The following is a 24,746-nucleotide window of genomic DNA, read 5'->3' as shown; positions in this document are numbered from 1 at the left end:
CCGCGCACATGCACTCTCGAACACTCGGCGACTCTGGCGTCGAGGTAAGCGAAGTCGGGTTCGGCGCGTGGGTCGTCGGCACCGACTGGTGGGGCGACAAAACCGAAGACGAGTCCGTAGAGATGGTTCAACACGCCCTCTCTGAGGGAATTACGTTCTTCGACACGGGCGACGTGTACGGCCACGGGCGCTCTGAGGAACTCATCGGGAAAGCCCTCGCAGAACACCGCGACGAGGTCACCATCGGGACGAAAATCGGCTACGACTTCTACAACCACGCACAGGCGGGTCACGGCGAGATTCCGAAGAACTTAGACCCAGCCTGGATGCGCCAGTGCGTCGAGAAAAGCATCGACCGCCTCGGCGTCGAACACATTGACTTCCTCCAACTGCACAACGCGAACGTCGCGGAAGTCACCCCCGAGGTCATGGACGTGCTCTTCGACCTGCGCGACGAAGGCCGCGTGGACGCCCTCGGCTGGGCCCTTGGCCCCTCGATTGGCTGGCTCGCAGAGGGCGACCGCGCCGTCGAACTCGACTTCGACGCCGTCCAGACCGTGTTCAACATGTTCGAGCAGGTTCCTGGCCAGCACTTCATCGACACCATCCGCCGGGAGAACGCGGACACCTCCGTCATCGCGCGGGTGCCCCACTCCTCTGGTCTCTTGAACGAGCAGGTTCGCCCCGAAACGGAACTCGAAGCCGGCGACCACCGCGGCTTCCGCCCCGACGAATGGTACGAGACGGGCTGGGAGAAACTCGAAACGGTGCGATTCCTCGAACATGACGGCGCACGAACCATGGCACAGGCGGCCATCCAGTGGCTCCTCAGCCACGACGAGGTCGCCTCCGTCACGCCGACGTTCCACTCGACCGACGACATCACCGAGTGGGCCGCCGCCTCGGAGACGCCACCGCTCACAGTCGAGGAACAAGCCCGCGTCGCAGAGCTGTACGAAACAAACTTCAAAATCGACAGAAACGACGGCATGGACAGCCTTCGCTCCTCGGTTGACGGCGAAGACATCGACGCCGCAGGCCTGAAACTTAAGAACGCTGGCGCATAATCCGAACCCCTTCGCTGCAACTCGAAAATAGCAAGGAGAAAGACGTCTGACGCAGATTTTTGTTCACTTTCACCACGGTCTACCTGTTGGGTTGCATATCACGACTCGGTGAACCGATCGAACCCCTTGATTGCGAGTCGAAACTCACAGATAGTGACTTGTCTGACGTTCGAGATGAAGCGCGAGACAGGCACGCAAACCTGTTGGCTACCCAAGATTTATCGCACGCTCCTGAGTCGATTCACATATGGGAGATGCCCTGCTCGTAAACCAGCGCATTGCACCCGGACAAACCGAGCGCGCGAAGGCGTTGCTCTCGCAGTTCGATAACCCTGAGTACGCAGAGCCGTGCTCGCCATTCTGGACGCGGAGGGGGTCCACACCGAATCCGCCTTCCTCAGAACCGACGCAGACGGCGATTTCGTTACCTACTACATCGAAGCCGAAGAGGGCGCGACGGTGTACGACGTGTTCAAGCAAGTCACCGAGAACCCCGACGAACTTTCAGATGAATTGGCCGCGTTCGTCGCCGAGTTCAACGACGTGATGGACGGCGACCCCTATCTCGTCGAGTCTGAAGTCCTCTATCACCTCGTGAATCCCGAATGCCCGACTTGAATCCTGCCCGCAGCCACACCTTCTTTGTCCCCCGCCGTGTAGCCGTGGCAATCAATGACACGAGATGACTCTGCGTGGGACTCCTCGCTGTACGACGCCCATCACTCGTTCGTCCACGAGTACGGCGCGTCGCTCGTCGACCTGCTCGCCCCCGAACCCGGCGAGCGCATCTTAGACGTGGGCTGTGGGACGGGCCACCTGACGGCGCAATTGGCGGACAGCGGCGCTGAAGTCGTCGGTCTTGACCAGTCTGCAGAGATGCTCGCAGAGGCCAGAGCGCAATACCCTGACCTCACGTTTATTGAAGGCGACGCTCGCGACATCGCGTTCGAGCGCCCGTTCGACGCCGTGTTCTCGAACGCCGCGCTTCACTGGATTCCAGAGGCAGCTGCGGTCGCAGACTCACTCGCGGCCGCCCTCAAATCCGGCGGGCGATTGGTGGTTGAACTCGGCGGAACCGGCAACATCGAAACCATCGAGACGGGCCTCATCGACGCCGCCGCGGACGCCGGGTACGATATTGCGCCCGCAAACCCGTGGTACTTCCCGTCCATTGGCGAGTACGCGACCGTGCTCGAAGGCGCGGGCTTCGAGGTGCGAGATGCGACCCTCTTCGACCGACCGACGACGCTCGACGACGGTGAGGCGGGCCTCGAAAACTGGCTGCGGATGTTCGCGGGCGCAATGCTTGACGAGATTCCCGCAGACGACCAGCAAACGGTTCTCAACGATGTCACTGCGCAACTACGACCAGTGTTGTTCGAAGAGGGAGACTGGGTGGCCGACTACCGGCGGTTGCGGGTCAGAGCGATCAAGTCGTGAAAAGGGCCGTCGGAGGAGCCACCCGTCAACGAAGAACGAACCTTAGTCAGCGGGCTGTAGCGTCGTCCCCTCAGGTGCGCTAAAGGTGTCACCTTTCCACTCGATATCGAGGCGGTGGCGCGAGACGTACGGCGCAATGTCCTCGACACTGAGCAGGCCGCGGTAGACACCATCTCCGACCACTGGCAGGTGTTTCACGCCGGTCTTTTGCATCGTATCGGCTGCGACGTGGACGCTCGTCTCCGGCGTCACGGTCACGACGGGACTCGACATGAAGCTGGAAACGGGCAAGTGCGTGCTCTCCTCTGCGACGAGTGCGACGATGTCCGCCTCCGTCACCATCCCCACCACCGTTTCCGTGTCGTCAATGACGACGAGCGCGGGCACGTCTGGTTCTCTGAGCAGGTACGCCGCTTCCATAGCGGTCGCAGTTGGTGGAACAGTCGGGAGCGCAGTTGCCGCGAGTGAGGCAACGTAAATCTGTATCATCTTATCTGTGACAACCAGCTACCACTGTTTAATAGTTCTGGACATACACCTTAATATTCTTTAGATAACTAGGTGAATGCCATCTAATCTGCACCACTCTCTGTTGTTTGTCCTCCAAACATGTTCGAAACTGTGCGTTTGCCTTCTGCAGTACTTAATCCCGTCAAAAAATGTCGCCCGTTTCAGAAAAATCGAGAAATCGCCGGTCGTCGCTTACGCGAGGAAGACGTGGCGTGGGCGGTCTGCGAGGATGTCGCGACCCCACTGGACGGTGTCGCGGAACGCCTCGCTCCGGAAGAAGGCCATCGCGGCGTCGCGGTCGCGCCACTGGCTGGCGATGAACATGTCGTTTTCGTCGTCGAGATTGGCGAGCAGCGCCGTCTCCAAGTGGCCGTCCATGTCTGCGAGAAGGCCGCCAACCGTCTCGAACTTCTCGACGAAATCGTCGCGGTACTCTGGTTTCACGGTGTAAAACATACCCATCGTCCCGAAACCGGACTCCTCGCCTGCGCGGGCAACGATGCCCGGCAGGTCTGCGAGGAACCCACCCGCAGTGTTCGCCGCACTCTGGGTTTTCCAGATGCTGACGATTGCCGTCTTGTCCGCCACCTCGGCGGTGTACACGGCGGTTTTGACGTGCGTGTCGTAGTGGTCGAACCGCTCGCGCATGCTGTCCACTTCGTCGTACACGTCCTGTGGGTCTGCCTCGGAGTAGAGCACCATTGACCACACGTCTTCGCCGTGTGGCTGTCCGGAGTAGATGTTGAGGTCTTCCAATTCGGCGCGCAAGTCTGTATCTTCGTCCGTGCCGTGGGAGGTGGACTCGTCGGTGTCCGCGTCTTCGTCAGCTGTTTCGTCACCGAGCAGTGCGCCCATCCCCGATTCGACGCCATCTAAGTCAGAGAGGAAGCCGGCGGCCGTCTCCGCGGCACGCTGGTTCTTCCAGAGGCTGATGACGCCCGCGTGCCCGGCGTCGGCGCGAACCGTGGTCATCACGTGCGTGTCGTAGTGGTCGAAGTTTTTGCGCAGCCCGCTTACCTCGGCGGCGAGGTCTTCTGCGTCGGCGGTCGACCGGAAGATGAGGCCATAACCCGCTTCGTCGTAGTCGGCAAGCGAGATACCGTGCGTTCTGAGTGTTTGTTCGAACTGTTCGCCGTCCACTTCCTCGTGGGTTGGCTCGTCGTCGTCGTCCGCGACGGGCGGGCCGCGGTGGGTGCTGTCTGCAGATTCGTGTTCGACCTCGGGGGCTGTGCCTGTCGGGACGTGTTCGCCTGCGAGGTAGGCTGCTAAGTCCGCAGGCGGGAAGCGCCGCCCGACGAAGAACGGACCGAACTCCGCGAATTTGGAGGTAGAGGGGTCAAAGCGCATCTCGTTGAGCAGTTGCTTGATGTCGGTCATGTCGTCTGCAAACAGCGTGACACCCCACTCCCAGTCGTCCATGCCAATCGAACCAGTGATGACCTGTTTTACCTTTCCGGCGTACTGTTTCCCGATTTCGCCGTGGCTCGAAAGGTGGTCTGCACGTTCGTCGAACGGCAAGTCGTACCAGTTGTTCTCGGGGCCGCGACGCTTACTCATCGGGTAGAAGGAGACGAACTCGGCGTCGGGCAGGTCGGGTTTGATGCGCGACTGGATGTACCGCGCGATGCCCGTATCAACCTCACCGTCGTCCTCGAAATACTCCTGAGACATGTAGCCCGAAACCTCCGTGACCGAGACGTACGAGGAGGTTTGTTCGGTAAATTCAGCAAATGCGGTCTGTTCGAACTGGCGTTCTGCTACGTCTAGTTGGGCCATCGTCGGGCGCAGGTGTAAGATGAGTAAATCGGCTTTGTGCCCGAGAACTGAGAACACCGCCGACGCTCCCTCAGACGTGTCTGCTAACGCCTCGTGGGCGGTGAGAAACTCAATGCCCTCCTCAGTGGCTCGCTCGCGGACGCGGCCGGACGCTTCGCGCCAAGCGTCCCAGTCTATCGTCCGAAAGTCGTGCAGTGCGTACCAACCCTCGTCGGTCTGTGGCGGTTCGCGTCGCTCCATGACAGGGTGTTAGTGGGCACCAATAAGGGCGTTGTGAGTTTCAGGCCAGCAGTTGCGGCCCGAAAATCATGAGCACGAGGCCCGCGAGCATCGTGAGCGTAATCGAAGTCGTAATCGCCCGCGTCACTTCGCGGCCGTCACGAATCGGCAACCGCGAGACGATGGCCTCCGTGCTGGTCCGCAAGATGTGGCCGCCGTCGAGCGGGAAGGCGGGGATGCAGTTGAAAAAGCCCAACTGCAAGTTCACCCAGCCACCCCAGAACAGGACGTTTGCCACGGTGAACAGGCTCCCGCCCATGAACGCGAGTGGGCCGCGGATTTCGTAGAAGTTCGTGACCATGTCAACGAATCCAGCGAAGTTGTAGTTCAGCCCCGGCGAGAGGACGCTCGCAAACGGCAGGAACAGGATGACGCCGATGCGCTGGATGAACGACACTGCGCCGAAGCCATCCTCGCCGTCACCGCCAAGCGCCGCGAGGTACTGCTCTGCGGGGTACGGGTCGACGCCGAAGTCATCGACGGTCACGCCCGAGATGCCGGGTTGGGTGAACACGCCGAGTAAGCCGCCGCCGGTTCGCGGATTTTCGTCGAGCGTCACGTCGTAGCTCACGGTCTCGCCGTCAAGCACGCCCTCTATGGTGACGCGCTGGTCGGCTTCCGTGTTCGCAAGCGCGACTTGGAGGGCCTCTTGGTCGACCGTCCGCGTGCCGTTCACGGCGGTGATGACCATCGTCTCCTCTGCGGGCGCACCCGCCGCGGCGAGCGGGCCGTCAGCGCTCACTTGCACGAGCGCCCCGGCGGCGAAGGTGGCGCTCCCTTTGTCGGTCTGGAGGGTCGCGACCGTCCGATTCTGGAGGGCGTCGCGCAATTCGCTTCGCGTGTGGACTTCTGTCCCGTTTACCGATTGTATCGTCGGCGGTGCGTCCCCGGAGAGGTCGATGCCGTCGACGACTCGCGGGACCGCGCCGGTGATAATCAGCGATCGCTCGACGGTTTTCTGCTCGCCGTCCTTGAGGGTGACCTCGACGGTTCGACTCTCGTTTGCGAGCACCGCAGGGAGGTCGCCCGCGCGCGTCACATCAACGCCGTTGATTTGGGTAATCACGTCGCCAGACTGGATGCCGGCGTTCGCGGCCGCAGAGCCGTCAGCGACGTTGCCCACGGGCGCACCCGACACGACGGCGATCGAGCCAACGACAGGGCCAAAGAGGAGCGCGAAGGCGATGAGCGCGACGGCGAAGTTGTTCGTCACACCGGCGGCGAACATGCGCGTCTGGCCGCCGCGGTCTGCTTTCTGCCTACTCTCTTCGTCGGGTTCGACAAACGCGCCGACCGGGAGGAGCGTAATCAGCGCAAGCCCCATCGAGTCGATGTCGATGTCTTCGACCCGACAGAGCAGGCCGTGGCCACCCTCGTGGACGACGAGGCCAATCAAGAGTCCGAGGACGATTTCGGGGGCCGCAGAGAGCGGGAGGAAGTCGTTGACGCCCGGGATGACGAGCACGTTTCGCGGCTCGGTGATGGCGCTTGCCGTTGGCTGGGTGAGCGTGGTGTACGCAGAAAAGAGCACGGCGAGGAACGACCCGACCATGATGACGAGCGCGATGCCGATGCCGAGATTGCCCCACGCGCGCCAGAACCGCTTTGGCCCCGCGAGCCAGTCGAGAAATGCCTTGCCGCGTTGTGTGTGAATTGTCGTGATGGGACCTTGCACCCGAACCGAGTCGGGCAGCAGTCCACGTGCTCGCAAGCCCATCGCAACCAGCGAATAGAGGGCGAGACCGGCGAGCACCCACACGAGGGTGTTTACCATTACGCTGAATCAGGTGCCTTACCGCAAAGAGGGTTTTGGGGCAGTCGTTTGAGCTTACCCTTCTCGACGGAGGCGCGTGACGACGAACTCGCGGTCGAGTTCCCCGAGGAACGTGCCGAGACGCGGCCCCTGTTCTGCGTCGAAGAACAGCCGGTAGCCAGCACTGAAGAAGTCCCCAACGCCAACGTCGTGGCGCTTTGCCGTCTCGTAGATTTCGCCCTGAATCTCCTCACCGTCGTGTCCGGCTTCGACGAAATCTGCGAGGTCCGAGAGCGCGGCTTTGGTTGCCGCATCGAAGTCCGTTTCTGGCAATTCGACCTGCAGGCGGTAGTTGTACTCGTTGTCCAGTCGCTCAGCCCAGTTGCGCGCTTTCTCAACGCGCTGGAGGGCGTCTTCGACCGCCCACGCGGGCGTCTCGTCGGTGAAATGCTCCTCGTTTCGCGCCATCTCTTCGCGCAGCTCCACGTCGTCGGTCATCCCGAGGACGGCCGCGAAGGTGTAGGGCAGGCGCACACGGTCTGCTTTCACTTCGTCTACGAGGAACGGATAGACGCGGTCTGCGAGCGGTTTCAGGTCCTCGTCTTCGATGCGGCCGAAGTAGATGCCCTCGAAGCGGTCGAAGTCATCGACCAACTGATTCAACCGCGAGACGTCGAAGTCACGCGCCTTCTTCGGCGTGAGCGAGAAGAAGTACTTGAACACTTCCGGTTCTAGCAGTTCGAGGATTTCGTGGGCGGTGACGACGTTCCCCGCGGACGACGAGAGCGCCTCGCCGTTGTAGGTGAACCACTCGTACACCATCGGGACGGGTGCGTCGATGCCGAGGACGTTCTCTGCGATGTCCTTGCCCGAGGGCCACGAGCCTGCGGCGTGGTCTTTGCCGAACGGTTCGTGGTCGACGTTGAGTACCTGCCACTGGGCGGGCCACTCGAAGCGCCACGGTAGCTTGCCTTCGCGGAACGTCGCCGTGCCCGTGTGGCCACAGCCGTCGATGACGTTGCCACCGGCTTTCAGGTCGGTGCACTCGTACTCGACGGTTCTCGCGTCTAAATCGAACGAGAGCACCGTCTCGGTGAGTTTGCCACAGTTCTCACAGACCGGGTTGAACGGGATGTAGTCCGCGTCAACCTTATCCTGATACTCGGAGAGCACGTCCGCGGCCTTCTGCTGATTTTCGAGCAGGAAGGCAACCACGTCGTCGAACTTGCCGTCTGCGTACAGTTCAGTGTTCGAGACGACTTCGATGGGCACGCCAACGGCTTTGGCGTTCTTTTCTAAGAGTTTCGTCTGGTGTTCACCGAACGACCCACAGCAGCCAAACGGGTCAGGAACCGCAGTCAGGGGCTTGCCGAGGTTGCGCCCGAGCGCGCCGGGATTTTCGAGGTCGCCGAGGTTTTTGATGGTGAAATCAAGGTCCGCGAGCCGACGGGGAATCTTGCGGAGCGGGTCTTTGTCGTCGGAGGTGAAGATTTGGCGCACCTCGTGGCCGCGTTCTCTGAGTACTTGCGCGACGAAGTAGCCGCGCAGAATCTCGTTCAGGTGGCCGATGTGCGGGATGCCGGAGGGCGAGACGCCGCCCTTGATGATGATGGGGTCTTCGGGGTCGCGTGCTTCGATTTGGTCTGCTACCTCGTCGGCCCAGAAGACGCGGTGGTCGTCTGCGTCGCTCATGGAACCCAGAACGTCGGTTCGTCCTTCGCACCTTCGGGGATGATATCCGTGCCGTCGTGTTCGCCCGTTCGCACGGCCGTCCCGATGCGCTCTGGATCGGTTCCATCGAGGACGATGGCGCGCATCGAGGAACGCTCGATGAGTTTCGCCGCGAGCAGGTCGACCGGCGCGCTCGAACCCGCGTTCATCTCGATGTTGGCAATCACGTCCACGAGTTCGTCCGCTTTCATCTCGTCAAAGCGCGTCGCATCCTCGTCCGTGCGTGGATCTGCCGAGTAGACGCCATTGACGCTCGTCGCGTAAACGAGCAGGTCTGCGTTCACGTACTCTGCGAGCGCGGCGCTCACGGCGTCGGTCGTCTGGCCGGGCGTGACCCCGCCCATCACGGCGATATCGCCGCGGCGCAGGGCTTCACCGGCGGCTTCGTAGGTGAGCGCCGGGCTTGGGGCAGCCTTCTCCCCGAGCGCGGTGAGTAACAGTCGCGCGTTGAGGCGTGTCACGTCGATGCCCAACTGGTCGAGTTGAATCTCGTTTGCGCCGTGGTTCCGCGCGGCCTTGATGTACTCTCTGGCAACGCCGCCGCCACCGACGACGATGCCGAGGTCTATACCCTCCGATGCGAGCGATTCGACGACGGTGGCGTGTGCCTTCACTCGCTCTGACCCAAGCGATGGTGCGAGCACACTCCCACCGATAGAAACGACGACCTTCATGTCTGTTCGTGGTTTCCCAGAGTTAGCCTTAAGAGTTGCCAACTGGACGGCGAAGCGTACAAGCGACTCGCGTGCGTTTGCGCGGGTATGTACGTCTTCTCAGTCTGCGGCGACGACGCAGCGGCGCTGGCCGAGCAACTGGCTGCCCGCCTCGGCTCGGACGCTCGCGTGGCCACGATTTCCCGCGTCGATGCGCTCCCTGTGGACGACCGACCGACCGGCGTGACGACCGCGTACACCCTCGCTGAGTCGGGGTGGACGGGTGCCGGCGACGACTCACTCGACCACCTCATCGACCGCCTTGCGGCGACCCACGACTACGCCATCGTCCACGGCGACCCCGGCGTTCGCCTGCCACAGGTCGTTTGTGGCGACGTGTCCCACGCGGGCGACGTACTCTATCGCGTCGCAGACGCAGCCTCGGCCGACATTGCGGCCATCGTCGACGCCATCGGAGAACTCGAGCCCTACGAGACGCTCGAATCGCTGGTCGCACAGGTCAAAGCCTCAGACAAGGCGGAGTTGTCGGGCGCGATTGCCACCTTCACCGGGCGGGTCCGCGCGAAGGAGTCGGCTGACGACGCACCCACCGAATATCTCCAGTTCGAGAAGTACGAAGGCGTCGCAGAGGAGCGTATGGCAACGATTTCGCGCGAACTCGAAGCGCGAGAGGGCGTCCTCTCCGTCGTGATGCACCACCGAACCGGCGTCATCGAGTATGGCGAGGACATCGTGTTCGTCGTGGTGCTCGCCGCCCACCGCGGGGAGGCGTTCGAGACGGTCGAAGACGGCATCAACCGGCTCAAAGACGAAGTGCCGCTGTTTAAAAAGGAAGTGACGGTCGATGAGGAGTTTTGGGTCCACGAACGACAGTAAGCTGAGCGCGCGCAGTCGGCCAAACTAGCATTTCAAGGAATATTTTGCCGGATGTTCGACCGTCTGACGCCCAACTCCGGGCGTGATTCGTGAAAGGTTTTGAATAGGGAGTTACGCATTCTCCTGCTGTTTTAAAATATTAAACGCCTTTTCAGGGCTTTGTAAAAGGTTGTCTGACCCCCTCTATTTCGCTAAAACGACTCAAATCAATCCTAAGGTTCTGCCGCTTATATGCTCTGGAAGTGGCTACGAGTAGTCGAGGTGTTAGAGATGAGCGCTACAACGGAGCAACCCTCCACTGTCAGCAAAGAAGATCGGCTCAAGAGCTACCTAAAGCAACGCGCGATGGAGAAGGGCGAATTCTTCTTCAAAGGGAAGTTCATCGCCGACGACGTTGGCCTCTCGCCAAAAGAAATCGGCGCGCTGATGGTCAAGCTCTGTGACTCCGCCACTGATCTCACCATCGAGAAGTGGTCGTACACGAGCGCCACCACCTGGCGTGTCCAACAGGCTACTGTATAACGCGTCACACTGCACCTTACACAGACAGTCACCGCGTGCCACCACACGCTGACGTTCCAAATCGGTCACTGCGTGCCACAACCGTGACCGGCACCGCGTGCCACCACACGCAACGGAAACCACTAGGTCGTTCCAGACCTTCCCGTGGTCCCCGTCACGGGATTTATCACTACTCCACTCTTACTGAGTGCCAATGGACACCCCCAGTCCACCGGCCGATGGCCCTCCGGTGGATGCGTTTTCGAACGCGTTTCATGTGTATGAAACGCGAACCGACGGCACTCGCCTTTTCTACTACGGCGTCCCCCTCGACACTGCAGACTCCGTCGAACGACAGCTCTGGCCGCTGTTCAGAGACCACGGCTACGAAGTAACGCTTACCCAACAGACGGGCGAACACGTCCTCGTCGCAGAGCCACACACGAGCGGTTCTCGGGGATTCCCGTGGACGAACGTGCTCATGGCGCTGCTCACGATTCTCTCGACGCTCTACGCCGGGACGGCGTGGTACTACATCGACATCACGCAGAACCCGCTCGACCTCGTGCAGGCGCTCCCGTTCGCGCTCGCCATTCTTGGCGTGCTCGGCGTCCACGAGTTCGGCCACTACGCCATGAGCCGGTATCACGGCGTGGACGCGAGTCTGCCCTACTTCATCCCGTTCCCGACGCTCATCGGGACGATGGGCGCGGTCATTCGCATGCGCGGGCGGATGCCAGACCGCAAGGCACTGTTCGATATCGGCGTTGCGGGCCCGCTCGCCGGACTCGTCGCCGCCGCCGTCGTGACCATTATCGGCCTGTACATGGACCCAGTCACCGCACCCGCCGCCGTCCTCAATGACCCTGGCTCCGTCCAGATTCGCTTCAACAATCCCCTCATCCTCGAACTGATTGCGACGGCGGTTGGGCGGCCACTCGAATACGCAGACCCCGCGATGTCTGTGAACCCCGTCGTGATGGGCGGGTGGGTTGGCTTCTTCGTCACGTTCCTCAACCTGCTCCCAGTTGGACAGCTTGATGGGGGCCACCTCGTCCGCTCGATGCTTGGCGAACGCCAAGAGACGCTCGCTGCGCTCGTTCCCGCCGTGCTGTTCGGGCTTGCGGGCTACCTCTACTACTTCCACGCCTCCTCGAACGCCGCGGGCATCTGGTTCTTCTGGGGGCTGTTCTCGATGGGGATTGCGTACGCAGGCCCCGCCCACCCGGTTCACGACGACCCGCTCGACACCAAACGCATCGCTATTGGCGTGTTGACGTTCGTGTTGGGACTGCTCTGTTTCACGCCCGTCCCAATCGAGTTTCTCTAACTGCCGTGGGTGTAGCCTCGGTCTGGGAGCGGGGTTCCGTCTAACTCAACCCCCTCACCAGTGACCACACCGACTTTGGTGAGCGCGTCTGGACACGCGGTGACCGCCGCGTCCCATTCGGTTTCGGGAATCGTCACGAGCAACTCGAAGTCCTCGCCGAAAAAGAGGCTCAATTCGCGGCGGTCTGTCGCGTCGGTTGCCAACTCTTCTACTGCATCAACCACCGGAATCGAGGCTTCTTCGACCGCAAAGCCACAGTCGCTGGCTTCTGCAAGCTGGTGGAGCGAGCGGGCGACGCCGTCGCTGATATCCATCATGGCGCTCGCGTGCGGGGCGAGTGCGACGCCTGCGGCCACACGTGGGGTGAACTGAAAGAGGTCGTTCGCGCGGTCGAATTCGCCCTGTTCGAACAGGCGAAGCGCCGCCGCAGACCGGCCAAGGCCGCCAGTCACTGCAACGATGTCGCCCGGATTCGCTCCCGAGCGCAGCACCGGGGTGTCGGTCTCGCCAAGCGCGGTCGTCGCTACGGTGAACTCCGCGTGCGTATCTAAGTCGCCGCCGACGTACTCTGCGCCCACGGCGTCGCACACGTCGCGTGCGCCTTCGAGATAGGCTTCGAGTTCCGCCTCGTCGAACGACGGGGCGGCGTAGGCAGACACCGCGACCGTCGCCTGTGCGCCCATCCCGGCCACATCAGAAAGCGATGCGCCGACGGCGCGCCATCCGGCGGTGTAGCGGGTGGTCCCCTCGGGAAAATCCGTCCGCTCGTGGAGCATGTCGGTGGTGATGACCTGCCCGTCTACGACAGCGGCGTCGTCACCCGCGGCTGGCAGGGTTGCTGCGATGCGTCTGAGGGCGGCCCGCTCATCCATGGCTGGTGGTTTCAGTGCCGAGGCAAAAATGCGTCCGGTTTGCCTGAACTCCCGTAGTCGGAGGGTTGAAGCGCCCCACACTCGTTCGTCTGACCAAATGGGCCTCGACGCTGACGTTCGCACCATCATCCTCGGATTTCTGAGCGCGCTCGTCGTTCTCGCCGTGGTGTTCTGGCTCGTCGGTATCGACGCCATCGTCGCTGCGCTCTCGACGTCCAATCCGGTGATTTTCCTCGGCGTGCTCGTCTCCGGGGCGGTCTGGATTGTGGCGTGGGGGCTTGCGCTCTGGACGGTCGTGAACGTGCTCAACGGCCCGATGAGTGCGGTTCGCGCCATCTTGCTCTATTCTGCGGCCATCTTCGCGAACAACATCACGCCGTTTGGGCAGGCCGGTGGCGAACCGTTCAGCGCCCTCCTCATCTCGCGGACGACGAAGACGGAGTACGAAACTGGCCTCGCCGCCATCGCCAGCGTCGATACGCTCAATTTTGTGCCCTCGATTGGCCTTGGCCTCTTTGCCGTTGGCTATTTTCTGACAACGGCAACCGTCGGCGGCCGCCTCGAAGTCGCTATCATCGCCGTTGGCGTGCTCGCGGTTGCCGTCCCCGTCGCGGGCTTTCTCCTCTGGCAGAACCGTGAGACGGTGAAAAGCTGGATTGTGAATGCACTCACTCCGACCGCGCGCCTCGTCGCGCGCGTGCTCCCGCGCGTCGAACCGCCAGAGCGAGAAGGCGTTATCCGGCGCATCGACAGTTTCTTTGGCTCCATCGAGCGCGTCGCGTCGAGTCGGTGGTCGCTCGCGCGTGCGCTTGGCTTCTCTGCGCTCGGGTGGGTCGCGCTCTCGACCTCGCTCTGGTTCGCACTGTTCTCGCTCGGTCACGCCGTCCCCTTCCCGGTGGTGTTGCTCGTCATCCCGCTCGGGAGCGTTGCGAGCATCACGCCGCTGCCCGGTGGCCTCGGCGGCGTCGAAGCAGTCTTGGTTGGGTTGCTCGTTCCGGTGACGAGCATCGACCCGGCGACGGCAGGGGCGGCGGTGGTGCTCCACCGGCTTGGCACCTACTGGTTACCAACCGCGCTTGGCGGCGGGGTAACCGCAGTCATCGCCAACCGGACGTGAAACAGTGAATTTAAACCTCGTGCGAAGGAAGGCGTAGCCATGCCAACGCTCTATGACGTGCCGGCAGATGCGCTTATCGAGGCGCTCGCCGAACGTCTTGCAGACGAAGTCGAGGAGCCCGAATGGGCCGCCGTCGCAAAGACCGGCTCGGACCGAGAACTGCCGCCAGAACAGGACAACTTCTGGCACATTCGCGCCGCGAGTCTGCTCCGCAAAGTCGCCACCGACGGCCCCGTCGGCGTCGACCGTCTCTCGACGGCCTACGGGAAGACCAAGAAGGGGTCGAACCGCTACCAAGTCGCTCCCGCCCACAAAGGCTCGGGCAGCAAGAAAATCATCCGCACCATCCTCCAGCAGCTAGAGGACGCGGGCTACGTCGGCACCGAAGGCAGCGCCGGGCGCATCGTCACCGCCGAAGGCCGCAGCCTGCTCGACTCCGTCGCGGGCGACGTTCTTTCGGACTTAGACCGTCCCGACCTCGAACGCTACGCCTAAGTCCGTCTGCCGGCGGTCTTGAGGCTTTCTGCGTTCTGAGCGCTCCGTAATTGTTTTGGCGACCAATCTATAAGTGACAGCCATGAGTGGCGCACCGAACGAAGACGACCTTGAGGAGCTTCGACGCAAGAAAATGCAGCAACTACAGGACCAACAGGGCCAGGGCGGAGCCAACGAGGCCGCCCAGGAAGCCCAGCGACAGCAGGCAGAAGCCCAGAAGACCGCCCTGCTTCGCCAGTACCTGACCGACGGCGCGCGCAAGCGGCTCAACTCTGTGCGCATGTCGAAACCAGACTTCGCAGACCAAGTCGAACAACAGATTCTCGCCCTCGCCCAGAGCGGCCGTCTCGACGGACGCATCGACGAAGACCAGATGAAAAACCTCCTGCGTGAACTGAAACCCGACGACAAGAGCTTCAACATCCGTCGTCGCTGATGGAGGTCGGCTTACTGTTCAGCGGTGGGAAAGACTCCTCGCTCACCGCGTTGCTTTTAGACGAATTTTACGACGTGACGCTCGTGAGCGCGCACTTCGAGGTGACCGGCGCGTGGAAACACGCCAGAAAGACCGCCACCGCCCTCGGCTACGACTTCGAGGAGGTGCTGCTCGATCGCGACGTTGCGAAGCGCGCGGTCGAACAGATGGTCGAAGACGGCTTTCCACGAAACGGCATCCAGCAGGTTCACCGCCACACCTTAGAGACTGTCGCAGCGATGGAGTTCGACGCCATCGCGGACGGGACGCGCCGCGACGACCGCGTCCCGAGCGTCTCGCGCGCCCAAGCCCAGAGCTTAGAGGATCGCCACGGCATCGACTACCTCGCCCCGCTGACCGGCATCGGGCGCAACGCGGTCGATAAAATGGTCGAAAAGACGCTCGAAATCGAGAGCGGGCCGAGCGAGGAGATCCCGAAAGGCGACTACGAAGTCGATTTGCGCGCGCTGATTGCCGAGCTGTACGACGACGAGACCGTCTCGCAGGTGTTCCCCGCCCACACCCAGACGCGCGTTGTCGCGCGGCGCTAGAACAAAAGGCTTCAAGCGACCCCTGCCCCAACGGGCGGGCATGTACGACCGCATCAAGGGCTTTCGGGATTTCTACCCCGACGAGATGCAGGCCTACCGCGCCACCTTCGACACGCTCGAAGCCACGGCCAAAGGCTACGGCTTCCGTGAAATCGGAACGCCCGCGCTCGAACGCACGCAGATGTACGTGGACAAATCCGGCGAGGAAATCGTCGAGGAACTGTACAGCTTCGAGGACAAGGGCGGGCGCGACATTGCGCTCACGCCCGAACTGACGCCGACCGTCGCGCGGATGGTCGTCGCCAAACAACAAGAACTCTCGAAGCCAATCAAGTGGTTCTCGACGCGCCCCTTCTGGCGCTACGAGCAGGTTCAACAGGGTCGCTTTCGCGAATTCTACCAAACCAACATCGACATCTTCGGCTCCGCAGAGCCGGAGGCGGACGCTGAGATTATCGCCACCGCCGCAGACGCGCTCACCAATCTCGGCCTCGAAAACGATGACTTCGAGTTCCGCGTATCCCACCGCGACATTTTGGGAGGACTCCTCGAATCGTTCGACGCAGACGTTGACACCGAGGAAGCCATCCGCACGGTGGACAAGAGCGACAAAATCAGCCACGCCGAGTACATGGACCTGCTCGTCGCTGCAGGCCTCTCCGCTGAGCAGGCCGAGCAGTTCGATGACCTGCTTGAGTGCGACCCCGACGAGTTAGACGACCTCATCGAGTTCGCGGGAACCGAGCGCGTCGAGAACGCGGTCACCAACCTTCAAGAAGTCCTCGCCGCCGCAGACGACTTCGGCGCGCGCGAGTACTGCACCCTCTCGCTCGAAACCGCCCGCGGGCTCGACTACTACACGGGCGTCGTCTTCGAGTGCTTCGACTCGACTGGGGAAGTCAGCCGCGCCGTGTTCGGCGGCGGGCGCTACGACGACCTCATCGAAGGCTTCGGCGGCCAGCCAACCCCCGCCGTCGGGTTCGCCGTCGGTGACGCAACGCTCTCGCTACTCCTCCAGCGCGCGGGTGTCTGGCCCGAAGAAGAACTCTCGACGGACTACTACATCCTGCAAGTCGGTGACACGCGCAAAGAGGCCGCGAACATCGCCCGCGCGCTCCGCGAGCAGGGCCACGTCGTGGAATCTGACGTGTCGAGCCGGAGCTTCGGCGCGCAGATGGGGTACGCAGACTCCATCAACGCAACAACCGTCGTCATCGTCGGCGAGCAAGACCTCGCAAACGACGAAGTCACGCTGAAGGACATGAAATCGGGCGACCAAGTGCAGGTTCCGGTCGCAGGCTTCCCCGAGGAGTACGACGAACCGCGCGTCGCTGACTTCGACTAGCCGATACAATCTAGTACGCTTTTAGTTCGCTCTCCCAACGCTGAGCCATGCGTGCGTTTCGGGTTTCCTACGACGGAAAGCAGTACCGCGGCTTCCAGCGCCAGCCACACGGACAGACCGTCGAAGATACCATTTTTCGGAATCTCAAAAAACTCGGTGCGATGCCGGAAGACGCCCGCGTTCCGCCGTACTACGCCGGCTCCGGTCGGACGGACGCAGGCGTCTCTGCGCTCGGGCAAACCGTTTCCTTCGAGTGTCCAGACTGGCTCACACCACGGGCGTTCAACGGCGAGTTGCCCGCGTCGATTCGTGCGTGGGCGATGGCGGAGGTTCCGGAGAACTTTCACGCGACCCACGACGCGACGCGGCGTCACTACACCTACCACCTCTACGCGCCCGACCGGTCTCGTGACCACGTTTCCGCGCTTCTCGCCGCACTCACGGGCGCACACGACTACCACAACTTCACGCCCGACTCGCGCAACACTGAGCGCGTCGTCGAGGCAACCGTCGAACGCGCCGGTGACTTTCTCGTGCTCGAAATATCGTCGGATGGTTTTCCACGCCAGTTCGTCCGGCGGTTCGTGACCGTGGTCGAAGAGGTTTCGACGGGCCAGCGCCCTCGCTCTTTCATCGACCGGGCGCTTTCCGCTGAGGTGCTGTCGGGTGGGGACGGCATCGGCCCGGCGGCTCCAGAACCGCTCGTGTTGCGCCATGTCGAGTACCCGATGCTCGACTTCGTGGTGGACGAGCAAGCGGCGAAAAGCGCCCGTCGCGTGTTCACCGCAGACGCCGAGTATCACCGGGCGGCAACCCGCGTCGCAGACCAGCTTCGGGCGGGCGTGTCGGGCGAAAACTGACCGAAGGCTTACTTCCCTCTCTGTATAAGAGTGAGCCATGAGTTCGGTTCCCGAACGAAGTGAAATCTCTGCTGAGCACAAGTGGGACCTCGACAGCCTCTTTGCCTCCGTCGAAACGTGGGAGGAGCGCTACGAATCGGTCGCCGCCCAAATCTCTGACTTAGAGGAGTACGAAGGGCACGTCACCGACGATGCGGAGACGCTGCTTGCGATTCTTCGACTCCGCGAAGACGTGATGCGGACGGTGTCGAACGTGGCGTCATTCGCCCGTATGCGCCGCGACGAAGACACCCGCGACCAAGACGCCCAAGCCCTCCTTGGCAAGGCACAGACGCTCATCTCACAAGCCTCCAGTGCAGCGAGCTACATCGAGCCAGAACTTCAGCAGTCCTCCATTGAGCAACTAGAGGCGTTCATGGAAGAGGAGCCGGCGCTCGCAGAGTACGACCACTACTTCGACGAAGTGCTCCGGATGAAGCCCCACACCCGCTCTGCGGAGGTCGAAAACCTGCTCGCAGAACTCGGTGAGGTGACCGGTGCGTCCGGTGAGATTTACAACATGCTCACGAACGCAGACCTCACCTTCCCCGCTGTCCAACACGACGGCGACGAGATTGCGATTACCCAGAGCAACTTCACCAAGCTCCAGCAGGAACAAGACCGCGAACTTCGGCGCAAGGTGTACGAGACGTTCTACGGCGAGTGGGAGACCATCCGCAACGCGGTTGGCTCCTCGTACAAAAACAGCGTGAAAGCCGACGTGAAACTCGCTCGGGCACACAACTACGACTCCGCACGCGAAGCGGCTCTCGACTCCTCGAACATCCCCGTCTCGGTGTACGACAACCTGCTGTCAGTGGTGCGCGACAACCTCGACTTGCTCCACCAGCACGCGGAACTCAAGCGCGATAGCCTCGGCGTCGACGAACTCCAGATGTGGGACATCTACATGCCGATGGTCGATTCAGAGACTCCTGAAATCCCGTACGACCAAGCCTGTGAGTACATCATCGACGCGGTCGCGCCACTCGGTTCGGACTACCAGTCGCGGCTCACGAAGGGACTCGATTCGCGCTGGGTTGACGTCTATGAGAACAAGGGCAAGCAGTCTGGTGCGTACTCTGGGGGCACCTACGACTCCCAGCCGTTCATCCTGATGAACTACCAAGACGACATCTCCTCGATGTTCACGCTCGCCCACGAACTCGGCCACTCGCTGCACTCTGAGTACACGAGCGACTCCCAGCCGTACGTCTACAGCGGCTACGAAATCTTCGTCGCCGAGGTGGCGAGTACAGTCAACGAGACGTTGTTGACCCACCACCTGCTCGACACCGTCGAAGACGAGAACCTGCGCCGTCACATCTTAAACGAGTACTTAGAACGGTTCCGCTCGACGCTCTATCGTCAGACGATGTTCGCTGACTTCGAACACCAGACGCACAAACTGGTCGAAGACGGCGAACCGCTCACGCCAGACCGCTTAGACGGCCTCTACCGCGACCTGAAAAAGGAGTTCTACGAACCAGCGGTCGTAGACGACCACATCGCGCGCGAGTGGATGCGCATCCCGCACTTCTACCGCGCCTTCTACGTCTACCAGTACTCGACGGGTATCAGCGCTGCGGTCGCGCTCGCAGAAGGGATTTTAGACGGCGGCGACGCCGCAGCAACCGACTACATCGACTTCCTGCGCGGTGGCTCTGCGGCGTACCCGCTCGAACTCCTGCGTGGGGCGGGCGTCGATATGGCCTCGCCAGAGCCAGTCGAAGCCGCGCTCTCGGTGTACGGCGACTATCTCGACGAGTTCGCCAGCCTGCAGTAATCACCGGCATTTTTCGAGTGCATGCGGTCGATTTTCACGTTTCCAAGCAAGTGTTGCCGAAATCAACCGCGACCCAAAAGCACTTCTAACGGTGAGTTCTTAGTCGGCGTTGTCTGATGTCACGTAGTCCCTCTCTCCCTGACAGGCCGCGGTTGGATTTGGATAGCGACCTGTCTGAAGACGAGCGCCTCGCGGTTCTCGAAGACCACTTCACCGAAATACTGCAAGTGAACCGCGAACTCGGAGAACAGATCGAGAAAACCAAAGCACACGGCCAGACGTTGCGCGATGACATTTCGCGACTCGAACGCGAAAACGAGGCGCTGAAGACGGCATCGCTGTACCTCGCCACCATCGAAGACATCACCGAGGACGGTGTCGTTATCAAGCAACACGGCAACAATCAGGAAGTGTTCGTCGAGGTTTCAGAGCAGCTCAAAGAGCGCCTCGAAGCCGGCGACCGTGTCGCTATCAACGATTCGTTTGGAATCCAGACGCGCCTCGAACAGGAAACCGACGCCCGCGCACAGGCGATGGAAGTCACCGCCAACCCGCAGGTGTCCTACGAGGACATCGGCGGCATTGACGACCAAGTCCGCGAAGTGCGCGAAACCGTCGAACTGCCGCTCGTGAACCCAGAGCAGTTCGAAGAAGTCGGGATTACGCCACCGGGCGGCGTCCTCCTCTACGGCCCACCGGGCACGGGGAAGACGATGCTCGCGAAAGCCGTCGCCAACCAGACCGACGCCACCTTCATCAAGATGGCCGGTTCGGAACTCGTCCAGAAGTTCATCGGCGAAGGCTCACGGCTCGTCCGCGACCTGTTCAAACTCGCCGCAGAGAAAGAACCCGCCGTCATCTTCATCGACGAAATCGACGCCGTCGCGAGCAAGCGCACGGACTCGAAAACGTCGGGCGACGCCGAGGTTCAGCGGACCATGATGCAGTTGCTTTCGGAGATGGACGGCTTCGACGACCGTGGCGACATCCGCATCATCGCGGCGACCAACCGCTACGACATGCTCGACACCGCCATCCTTCGGCCGGGTCGGTTCGACCGCCTCATCGAGGTTCCCGCACCGGAAGAGGAGGGTCGCCACCAGATTCTCCAGATTCACACCCGCGGGATGAATCTGGCAGAGGAGATTGACTTCGAGACGCTCGCAGCTGAAACGGAGGGATTCAGCGGCGCAGAACTCGAAAGTCTGACCACTGAAGCCGGGATGTTCGCACTACGTGACGAGCGGACGGAAGTCGAGATGGCAGATTTCGATGCCGCCCTCGAGAAACTCACGTCCGAAGAGGAGACGGTCGGCCAGCCGGTTGCGTTCTACTGAGGGAGAATCGTAACCGCTTACGTTGTTTCGCTGTTTTCCACACCTATGAGTCACATCCGCGTCGTCTGGGGGACGGCGAGCGCACCCACCCCCATGGCCTCGTTCGACGCCGCGCTCAGAGAGGCCAATATCCACAACTACAACCTTGTCACCGTCTCGTCGGTGATTCCAGACGACGTGGCCGTCGAAGCCGTCGGCACGGCACCCGACCTCGGGCCCGTCGGAAATCGCCTGACGGTGGTCGAAGGCAAGGCAACCGTCGCACCTGCTTCTGGTGACACCGCCGTCGCGGCACTCGCGTGGGCACAGACGCCCTCGGGGAAAGGCATCTTCTACGAAGCGTCGGGACACGACCCAGCGGACGTGCGCACCCGCGTCGAAGAAGGGCTGGAGGCGGGCAAGGCACTCCGCAACTGGGAGTTTGGCGAGACGAACGTGCAACTCGCGTCCGCACCGGCCGATTCGACCGAGTACGTCACCGCGCTCGTGGTGGCCGCCTACGGCGAGAGCGAGCCAATCATCTGATAGCCGACACAACCGTGCGAACCACTCGCACGCCGTCGGAGGGTTTTTACCTCAGTAGTTGCTACGAACGATAGCAATTTTATGTATGGAAACACCCCGTATGCGGGCGACGACAGCACCGACCGGGCAGCACAGGCCGTGCTGACGCCCGACCAGCGCCGTGAACTCCGGCGGGGCGTCGTCGGTGTTGCGACGCGAACGCGGGCGTTTCTGCCCGACGAGTACGTCATCGGCACGGAGCTCACCGCCGGACTCGACGGCACGCCCCACGCCCTCGTGGCAGTCCACCCGCCGATTGGCTCGCCCGTAAGCGCCGGCATCTCGCCGGACGACGACGACTTCGAGCGCGAAGGCGGCATCATCAGCGCCGAAGACCGCGAAGAAGTCGCTCGCAGCCTCGCCGCACAGGCGGCCCTGCAGGTCAAACAATCGCTCAATTCTGACGTTGACGCGACGGCCCGGTAGCCGGGTCGGGCGGATTATAAAACAAGACGTAGCCCATCGCCGCGAGCACCGGCAGTGCGCCGAGCAACACGGCGAGGTACATCGGCACCGCGAACCACCAGCCTGCAACGACACCTACAACGAGCCCGACTGGAATCACCACCAGCACGGCGTCGTACGCCGTCTCGCCGGGCCAGACGGCCACGACGAGCGAGAGCAGGCGGTGGCCCAGTCGCTTCAGTACCATTGTATCCCAGTGACCGACTGAACCCTTTTAGCAGTGGCGGCTAGCGGTCAGCTATCTCGGTGTGTGGCTCGGATTCAACTCAGCCGGACCACGCAACGATCGTTTCCCTGAATTGAGAGTCGAATACGATACTGACATCCGTTGCGTCGATACGCTCTGACACCTCAAAAACCGCGGTTCCTGACAGTTGCTCGTCTGGCTCAACCACGCTTCCTTCTGCGTTCCAGCGACCCGTGGTTGGCACGTCGTCCATCTCGCGGATTCGAATTGAGGGGTCGAACACGGGGTGTCTAACGCTGTGGGTTTCACGGCTACTCGCCTCGCCATCGAACACCGTGAACACTGGGCCAGCAATCGGACGGAGTTCGTCTGCGGTGTTGGAGAAGGTCAACGGAGCGAACAGCAATGCGTCCCCGTCGGGCATCGTGTACGTTTCTCTGTCATGGTCAAAGGTCGTCGAGATAGCTGGCGTGCCAACTGTAATTTCGAGTCCAGAAAACGCATATGAGTCGCCAAACGCTCGTGTTTCATCGGGCTTGGTAGTGGTTGGCTTGCTCGTCTCTGTCGGTGTCGATTCCGTCGTCGTTGTTGCGGGCGTTGTCGCAGTCGTTTGGCTCGTCGTCTGTATCGTGGTTTGCTCTGTCGGCTGTTGAGTTTCGTCGCTCTCTGAGAGACAACCGGCCAAGGCAACGAGACTCCCGAGCAGGAGCGTTCGTCGCGTGAGGGGCATGATAAAAACTACAAACGGTTGTCACTTAGCTCTTTTCGCGGGCCCCACTCGCAAAACCGATTTCTGAGGCTACTTCCCCCAGAACGGGTCGCGCTTGCGGTGTTTCTGGAGGTACATGCTGAGCGCCTCGCGCTCGTCTGCCGGGATGTCCTCTTTCAGCTCTTGTTCGAGAATCTTCGCGTGTTTCTCGGGGAGTTCCGCCCAGAGCGTGTCGCCTTCGTCGATTTGGCGGCCAACGGTTGGGCCGTCGATGGCGACGCTCACGCGGGTTCCGGCGCGGGCTTCGTCTACGTCTTCGCCCTGTTCTTGGATGCCCTTGACCATGCCGACGCGTTTCGGTTCTGCGCCTTCGAAGTCAACGACCGGGGTGTTGCGCTTGAGCGTTCCCGAGAGCACTTCGACGCCGACCACGGCCGGGTTCGACTGGCGGAAGACGTGGTCTTGGAGAATCTGGAAGCGTGCCGGGCGGCGAATCTTGTCGAGGACGGCCGTTTGCTGGGCGCGCTTGATCTCATCGACGTGTTCCTCGTAGTCCTCGATGAGTTGGTAGATGACGTCGGATTCGAAGATTTTCACCTCCGACTCCTCTGCGCGGCGTTCTGCGTCGTCTAAGATGCCGACGTTGAACGCGAGGATGACGCGATTCAGCTCTTCGTCTGCGGTGGAGGCGACGGAGATGTCGCGCGGGGCAACGTCACCGACTTCGGCGCGCATGATGGGCACCTCTGCCTCCTTGAGTGCGCTCGCAATCGCTTCGAGGCTGCCGAGGGTGTCGGCTTTCACGACCACACCGTCGTCTTGGGTATGGACGTCGATTTCGGAGAGCTCGGCTTCGACTTCCTCGATGACCTCCTCGATTGGGCGGTCGCGGACGACGCGCACGGGTGCACCGGCCATCGCGTCGTCTAAGTCGGGGGCGGCGATTTTGATACCCGCTGCCGCGGTCACCTCGTCGAAGCGGTCGAAGCGTTTCTCGGTGCGAATCTCGGTGAGTGGGCGCGGTTTCAGCAAGGCGCGCACGTCGGTCACGATGGGGTCGTTTTTCCCACCGACGACGATGGTGTCGCCTTCGCGGACGCTCCCGTTGTAGAGCACCACGTCGAGGGTTGCGCCGAAGCCGCGTTCTTCTTTGACTTCGAGGACCGTCCCCGCGCCGGGGCCGGTCACGTCGATTTCCATGGCCTCTTTCATGTAGCGCTGGGAGAGGCCCATCAGGACGGTCAGGAGGTCGGCCACGCCTTCGCCGGTGAGCGCGGAGACGGGGACGACACCGATGTTCTTCTGGAAGTTCTGGACGCGCCAGTAGAAGTCAGCCGAGAAGCCCGCGTCGCTCATGTTGCCGATGACTTCGTAGAGTTTCTGCTCTAGCTTCTGGCGGGCGCGGTCTGACTGCTTGTCGAACGTCGCCTGCACGGGCGCGTCTGGCTGGGCGTTCCAGCCGGGCGTGGTGTCGATTTTGTTTGCCGCGACGATGAAGGGCGTCTGGGTGCGTTTCAGGATGTCGATGGCTTCGAGCGTCTGGGGCTGGAAGCCGTCGTTTACGTCTACGACGAGCACGGCGATGTCTGCGAGCGCCCCACCGCGCGAGCGGAGCGTCGAAAACGAGTGGTGGCCCGGCGTGTCGATGAACAGCAAGCCCGGCAGGTCGAAGTCATCGGGGTTGACGAGGTCACCGGCGATGTCAGAGATGACCTCTAGGGGGACGGCCGTCGCCCCGATGTGCTGGGTAATCGCACCGGCTTCGCCTTCGATGACGGCGGAGCCGCGAATCTTATCGAGCAGACTCGTCTTGCCGTGGTCTACGTGACCGAGGACGGCGACGATGGGAGTCCGCAGTGAATGTGTATCTGGTGTGTTATTGTCCGACATGAAATCCACCCGTAACAAAGGTTCTTACCTAGACCAGCAATTCTCCGCTTAAAAGTCTTTCAAAAGGGTGTACACGTGGGTGTCGCTTCCCAAGTTCGCTCGCGGCTCTCCGACAAC

The 24,746-nt window shown here is 61.8% G+C and carries 25 protein-coding genes; 16 read left to right on the top strand and 9 right to left on the bottom strand.

The window, feature by feature from the left end; translation table 11 throughout:
• The first annotated feature begins 8 nt into the window (after nt 1–8).
• The 3 genes from V5N13_RS07215 (at nt 9) to V5N13_RS07205 (ending at nt 2,507) form a co-directional block, all read left to right on the top strand.
• Entirely contained in the window at nt 9–1,067 is a 1,059-nt protein-coding gene (locus V5N13_RS07215) for an aldo/keto reductase (protein ID WP_336360213.1), read from the top strand.
• A gap of 348 nt (nt 1,068–1,415) precedes the next feature.
• Complete coding sequence (locus tag V5N13_RS07210) at nt 1,416–1,685, top strand: hypothetical protein (protein ID WP_336360212.1); 270 nt, start codon at nt 1,416–1,418, stop codon at nt 1,683–1,685.
• A 54-nt stretch (nt 1,686–1,739) separates the two neighbouring features.
• Nucleotides 1,740–2,507 carry a class I SAM-dependent methyltransferase gene (locus tag V5N13_RS07205; RefSeq protein ID WP_336360211.1) on the top strand — a complete coding sequence of 256 codons (768 nt, stop codon included), beginning with the start codon at nt 1,740–1,742 and terminating at the stop codon, nt 2,505–2,507.
• Nucleotides 2,508–2,549: 42 nt separating this feature from the next.
• On the opposite strand, the gene V5N13_RS07200 is transcribed toward V5N13_RS07205, so the two are convergent.
• The 5 genes from V5N13_RS07200 to pyrH all read right to left on the bottom strand — a co-directional run bounded on the left by V5N13_RS07200 (nt 2,550) and on the right by pyrH (nt 9,230).
• Nucleotides 2,550–2,996, bottom strand: coding sequence for a CBS domain-containing protein (locus tag V5N13_RS07200; protein ID WP_336360210.1), 447 nt, complete (start codon nt 2,994–2,996; stop codon nt 2,550–2,552).
• Nucleotides 2,997–3,209: 213 nt separating this feature from the next.
• Nucleotides 3,210–5,033 carry a heme-binding protein gene (locus V5N13_RS07195; protein ID WP_336360209.1) on the bottom strand — a complete coding sequence of 608 codons (1,824 nt, stop codon included), beginning with the start codon at nt 5,031–5,033 and terminating at the stop codon, nt 3,210–3,212.
• 40 nt (nt 5,034–5,073) lie between these two features.
• Complete coding sequence (locus tag V5N13_RS07190; RefSeq protein ID WP_336360208.1) at nt 5,074–6,846, bottom strand: site-2 protease family protein; 1,773 nt, start codon at nt 6,844–6,846, stop codon at nt 5,074–5,076.
• A 54-nt stretch (nt 6,847–6,900) separates the two neighbouring features.
• Nucleotides 6,901–8,517 carry a lysine--tRNA ligase gene (lysS, locus tag V5N13_RS07185; RefSeq protein WP_336360207.1) on the bottom strand — a complete coding sequence of 539 codons (1,617 nt, stop codon included), beginning with the start codon at nt 8,515–8,517 and terminating at the stop codon, nt 6,901–6,903.
• The gene (gene pyrH / locus V5N13_RS07180; protein WP_332897220.1) at nt 8,514–9,230 is read right to left on the bottom strand and encodes a UMP kinase; all 717 of its coding nucleotides are present in this window, start codon (nt 9,228–9,230) and stop codon (nt 8,514–8,516) included. Before pyrH ends, lysS begins: the two co-directional genes overlap by 4 nt.
• 87 nt (nt 9,231–9,317) lie before the next feature.
• Here pyrH and V5N13_RS07175 point away from each other — a divergent pair, with 87 nt between their 5' ends.
• The 3 genes from V5N13_RS07175 to V5N13_RS07165 all read left to right on the top strand — a co-directional run bounded on the left by V5N13_RS07175 (nt 9,318) and on the right by V5N13_RS07165 (nt 11,937).
• Entirely contained in the window at nt 9,318–10,106 is a 789-nt protein-coding gene (locus V5N13_RS07175) for a molybdopterin synthase (RefSeq protein ID WP_336360206.1), read from the top strand.
• A gap of 270 nt (nt 10,107–10,376) precedes the next feature.
• Nucleotides 10,377–10,628, top strand: a complete 252-nt coding sequence (locus V5N13_RS07170; protein ID WP_336360205.1) for a DUF7123 family protein — start codon at nt 10,377–10,379, stop codon at nt 10,626–10,628.
• A gap of 193 nt (nt 10,629–10,821) precedes the next feature.
• Entirely contained in the window at nt 10,822–11,937 is a 1,116-nt protein-coding gene (locus V5N13_RS07165; RefSeq protein WP_336360204.1) for a site-2 protease family protein, read from the top strand.
• Here V5N13_RS07165 and thiL read toward each other — a convergent pair.
• Complete coding sequence (thiL, locus tag V5N13_RS07160) at nt 11,934–12,809, bottom strand: thiamine-phosphate kinase (protein ID WP_336360203.1); 876 nt, start codon at nt 12,807–12,809, stop codon at nt 11,934–11,936. The two genes, V5N13_RS07165 and thiL, sit on opposite strands and share 4 nt — an antisense overlap.
• Before the next feature lie 97 nt (nt 12,810–12,906).
• On the opposite strand from thiL, the gene V5N13_RS07155 reads away from it, so the two are divergent.
• From V5N13_RS07155 to V5N13_RS07110, 10 genes are all read left to right on the top strand, one after another.
• Nucleotides 12,907–13,926, top strand: coding sequence for a lysylphosphatidylglycerol synthase transmembrane domain-containing protein (locus tag V5N13_RS07155; RefSeq protein WP_336360202.1), 1,020 nt, complete (start codon nt 12,907–12,909; stop codon nt 13,924–13,926).
• Between the two features lie 39 nt (nt 13,927–13,965).
• The gene (locus tag V5N13_RS07150; protein WP_332897214.1) at nt 13,966–14,421 is read left to right on the top strand and encodes a 30S ribosomal protein S19e; all 456 of its coding nucleotides are present in this window, start codon (nt 13,966–13,968) and stop codon (nt 14,419–14,421) included.
• An 82-nt stretch (nt 14,422–14,503) separates the two neighbouring features.
• Nucleotides 14,504–14,857, top strand: coding sequence for a DNA-binding protein (locus tag V5N13_RS07145; RefSeq protein ID WP_336360201.1), 354 nt, complete (start codon nt 14,504–14,506; stop codon nt 14,855–14,857).
• A complete protein-coding gene (locus tag V5N13_RS07140) occupies nt 14,857–15,447 on the top strand; it encodes a DUF7411 family protein (protein ID WP_336360200.1) in 591 nt (196 codons plus the stop codon). The genes V5N13_RS07145 and V5N13_RS07140 overlap by 1 nt, the downstream gene beginning before the upstream one ends.
• A gap of 40 nt (nt 15,448–15,487) precedes the next feature.
• The gene (hisS, locus tag V5N13_RS07135) at nt 15,488–16,792 is read left to right on the top strand and encodes a histidine--tRNA ligase (protein ID WP_336360199.1); all 1,305 of its coding nucleotides are present in this window, start codon (nt 15,488–15,490) and stop codon (nt 16,790–16,792) included.
• A gap of 47 nt (nt 16,793–16,839) precedes the next feature.
• A complete protein-coding gene (gene truA / locus V5N13_RS07130; protein WP_336360198.1) occupies nt 16,840–17,652 on the top strand; it encodes a tRNA pseudouridine(38-40) synthase TruA in 813 nt (270 codons plus the stop codon).
• Nucleotides 17,653–17,689: 37 nt separating this feature from the next.
• A complete protein-coding gene (gene pepF, locus V5N13_RS07125; protein ID WP_336360197.1) occupies nt 17,690–19,477 on the top strand; it encodes an oligoendopeptidase F in 1,788 nt (595 codons plus the stop codon).
• 116 nt (nt 19,478–19,593) lie between these two features.
• On the top strand, nt 19,594–20,814 hold the full coding sequence (gene pan2, locus V5N13_RS07120; protein WP_332897208.1) for a proteasome-activating nucleotidase Pan2: 1,221 nt from the start codon (nt 19,594–19,596) through the stop codon (nt 20,812–20,814).
• Nucleotides 20,815–20,859: 45 nt separating this feature from the next.
• Nucleotides 20,860–21,339: a pyruvoyl-dependent arginine decarboxylase gene (locus tag V5N13_RS07115; protein WP_336360196.1), complete on the top strand. Its 480-nt coding sequence runs from the start codon at nt 20,860–20,862 to the stop codon at nt 21,337–21,339.
• A gap of 81 nt (nt 21,340–21,420) precedes the next feature.
• On the top strand, nt 21,421–21,804 hold the full coding sequence (locus V5N13_RS07110) for a DUF5811 family protein (protein ID WP_332897206.1): 384 nt from the start codon (nt 21,421–21,423) through the stop codon (nt 21,802–21,804).
• Here V5N13_RS07110 and V5N13_RS07105 read toward each other — a convergent pair.
• From V5N13_RS07105 to infB, 3 genes are all read right to left on the bottom strand, one after another.
• On the bottom strand, nt 21,773–22,030 hold the full coding sequence (locus V5N13_RS07105) for a hypothetical protein (protein ID WP_332897205.1): 258 nt from the start codon (nt 22,028–22,030) through the stop codon (nt 21,773–21,775). The genes V5N13_RS07110 and V5N13_RS07105 overlap by 32 nt on opposite strands.
• 79 nt (nt 22,031–22,109) lie before the next feature.
• Nucleotides 22,110–22,760 carry a hypothetical protein gene (locus V5N13_RS07100; RefSeq protein ID WP_336360195.1) on the bottom strand — a complete coding sequence of 217 codons (651 nt, stop codon included), beginning with the start codon at nt 22,758–22,760 and terminating at the stop codon, nt 22,110–22,112.
• 69 nt (nt 22,761–22,829) lie between these two features.
• The gene (gene infB / locus V5N13_RS07095; protein WP_332897203.1) at nt 22,830–24,629 is read right to left on the bottom strand and encodes a translation initiation factor IF-2; all 1,800 of its coding nucleotides are present in this window, start codon (nt 24,627–24,629) and stop codon (nt 22,830–22,832) included.
• Nucleotides 24,630–24,746 lie beyond the last annotated feature (117 nt).

Origin of the sequence: Haladaptatus sp. ZSTT2 (genome assembly GCF_037081775.1) — an archaeon.
In the GTDB taxonomy this organism is placed as follows: Archaea; Halobacteriota; Halobacteria; order Halobacteriales; family Halococcaceae; genus QDMS2.
Note: the sequence above shows the minus strand (reverse complement) of the source record. Positions and strands in the feature narration are given on the sequence as shown.

Coding starts and splice junctions, on each gene's coding strand:
- V5N13_RS07215 (WP_336360213.1), top strand. CDS start 9: ATGCACTCTCGAACACTCGGCGACTCTGGCGTCGAGGTAAGCGAAGTC.
- V5N13_RS07175 (WP_336360206.1), top strand. CDS start 9,318: ATGTACGTCTTCTCAGTCTGCGGCGACGACGCAGCGGCGCTGGCCGAG.
- pyrH (WP_332897220.1), bottom strand. CDS start 9,230: ATGAAGGTCGTCGTTTCTATCGGTGGGAGTGTGCTCGCACCATCGCTT.
- V5N13_RS07205 (WP_336360211.1), top strand. CDS start 1,740: ATGACACGAGATGACTCTGCGTGGGACTCCTCGCTGTACGACGCCCAT.
- V5N13_RS07200 (WP_336360210.1), bottom strand. CDS start 2,996: ATGATACAGATTTACGTTGCCTCACTCGCGGCAACTGCGCTCCCGACT.
- V5N13_RS07190 (WP_336360208.1), bottom strand. CDS start 6,846: ATGGTAAACACCCTCGTGTGGGTGCTCGCCGGTCTCGCCCTCTATTCG.
- infB (WP_332897203.1), bottom strand. CDS start 24,629: ATGTCGGACAATAACACACCAGATACACATTCACTGCGGACTCCCATC.
- lysS (WP_336360207.1), bottom strand. CDS start 8,517: ATGAGCGACGCAGACGACCACCGCGTCTTCTGGGCCGACGAGGTAGCA.
- hisS (WP_336360199.1), top strand. CDS start 15,488: ATGTACGACCGCATCAAGGGCTTTCGGGATTTCTACCCCGACGAGATG.
- V5N13_RS07195 (WP_336360209.1), bottom strand. CDS start 5,033: ATGGAGCGACGCGAACCGCCACAGACCGACGAGGGTTGGTACGCACTG.
- truA (WP_336360198.1), top strand. CDS start 16,840: ATGCGTGCGTTTCGGGTTTCCTACGACGGAAAGCAGTACCGCGGCTTC.
- V5N13_RS07155 (WP_336360202.1), top strand. CDS start 12,907: ATGGGCCTCGACGCTGACGTTCGCACCATCATCCTCGGATTTCTGAGC.
- V5N13_RS07150 (WP_332897214.1), top strand. CDS start 13,966: ATGCCAACGCTCTATGACGTGCCGGCAGATGCGCTTATCGAGGCGCTC.
- pan2 (WP_332897208.1), top strand. CDS start 19,594: ATGTCACGTAGTCCCTCTCTCCCTGACAGGCCGCGGTTGGATTTGGAT.
- V5N13_RS07115 (WP_336360196.1), top strand. CDS start 20,860: ATGAGTCACATCCGCGTCGTCTGGGGGACGGCGAGCGCACCCACCCCC.
- V5N13_RS07165 (WP_336360204.1), top strand. CDS start 10,822: ATGGACACCCCCAGTCCACCGGCCGATGGCCCTCCGGTGGATGCGTTT.
- V5N13_RS07100 (WP_336360195.1), bottom strand. CDS start 22,760: ATGCCCCTCACGCGACGAACGCTCCTGCTCGGGAGTCTCGTTGCCTTG.
- V5N13_RS07110 (WP_332897206.1), top strand. CDS start 21,421: ATGTATGGAAACACCCCGTATGCGGGCGACGACAGCACCGACCGGGCA.
- V5N13_RS07140 (WP_336360200.1), top strand. CDS start 14,857: ATGGAGGTCGGCTTACTGTTCAGCGGTGGGAAAGACTCCTCGCTCACC.
- pepF (WP_336360197.1), top strand. CDS start 17,690: ATGAGTTCGGTTCCCGAACGAAGTGAAATCTCTGCTGAGCACAAGTGG.
- V5N13_RS07105 (WP_332897205.1), bottom strand. CDS start 22,030: ATGGTACTGAAGCGACTGGGCCACCGCCTGCTCTCGCTCGTCGTGGCC.
- V5N13_RS07170 (WP_336360205.1), top strand. CDS start 10,377: ATGAGCGCTACAACGGAGCAACCCTCCACTGTCAGCAAAGAAGATCGG.
- V5N13_RS07145 (WP_336360201.1), top strand. CDS start 14,504: ATGAGTGGCGCACCGAACGAAGACGACCTTGAGGAGCTTCGACGCAAG.
- thiL (WP_336360203.1), bottom strand. CDS start 12,809: ATGGATGAGCGGGCCGCCCTCAGACGCATCGCAGCAACCCTGCCAGCC.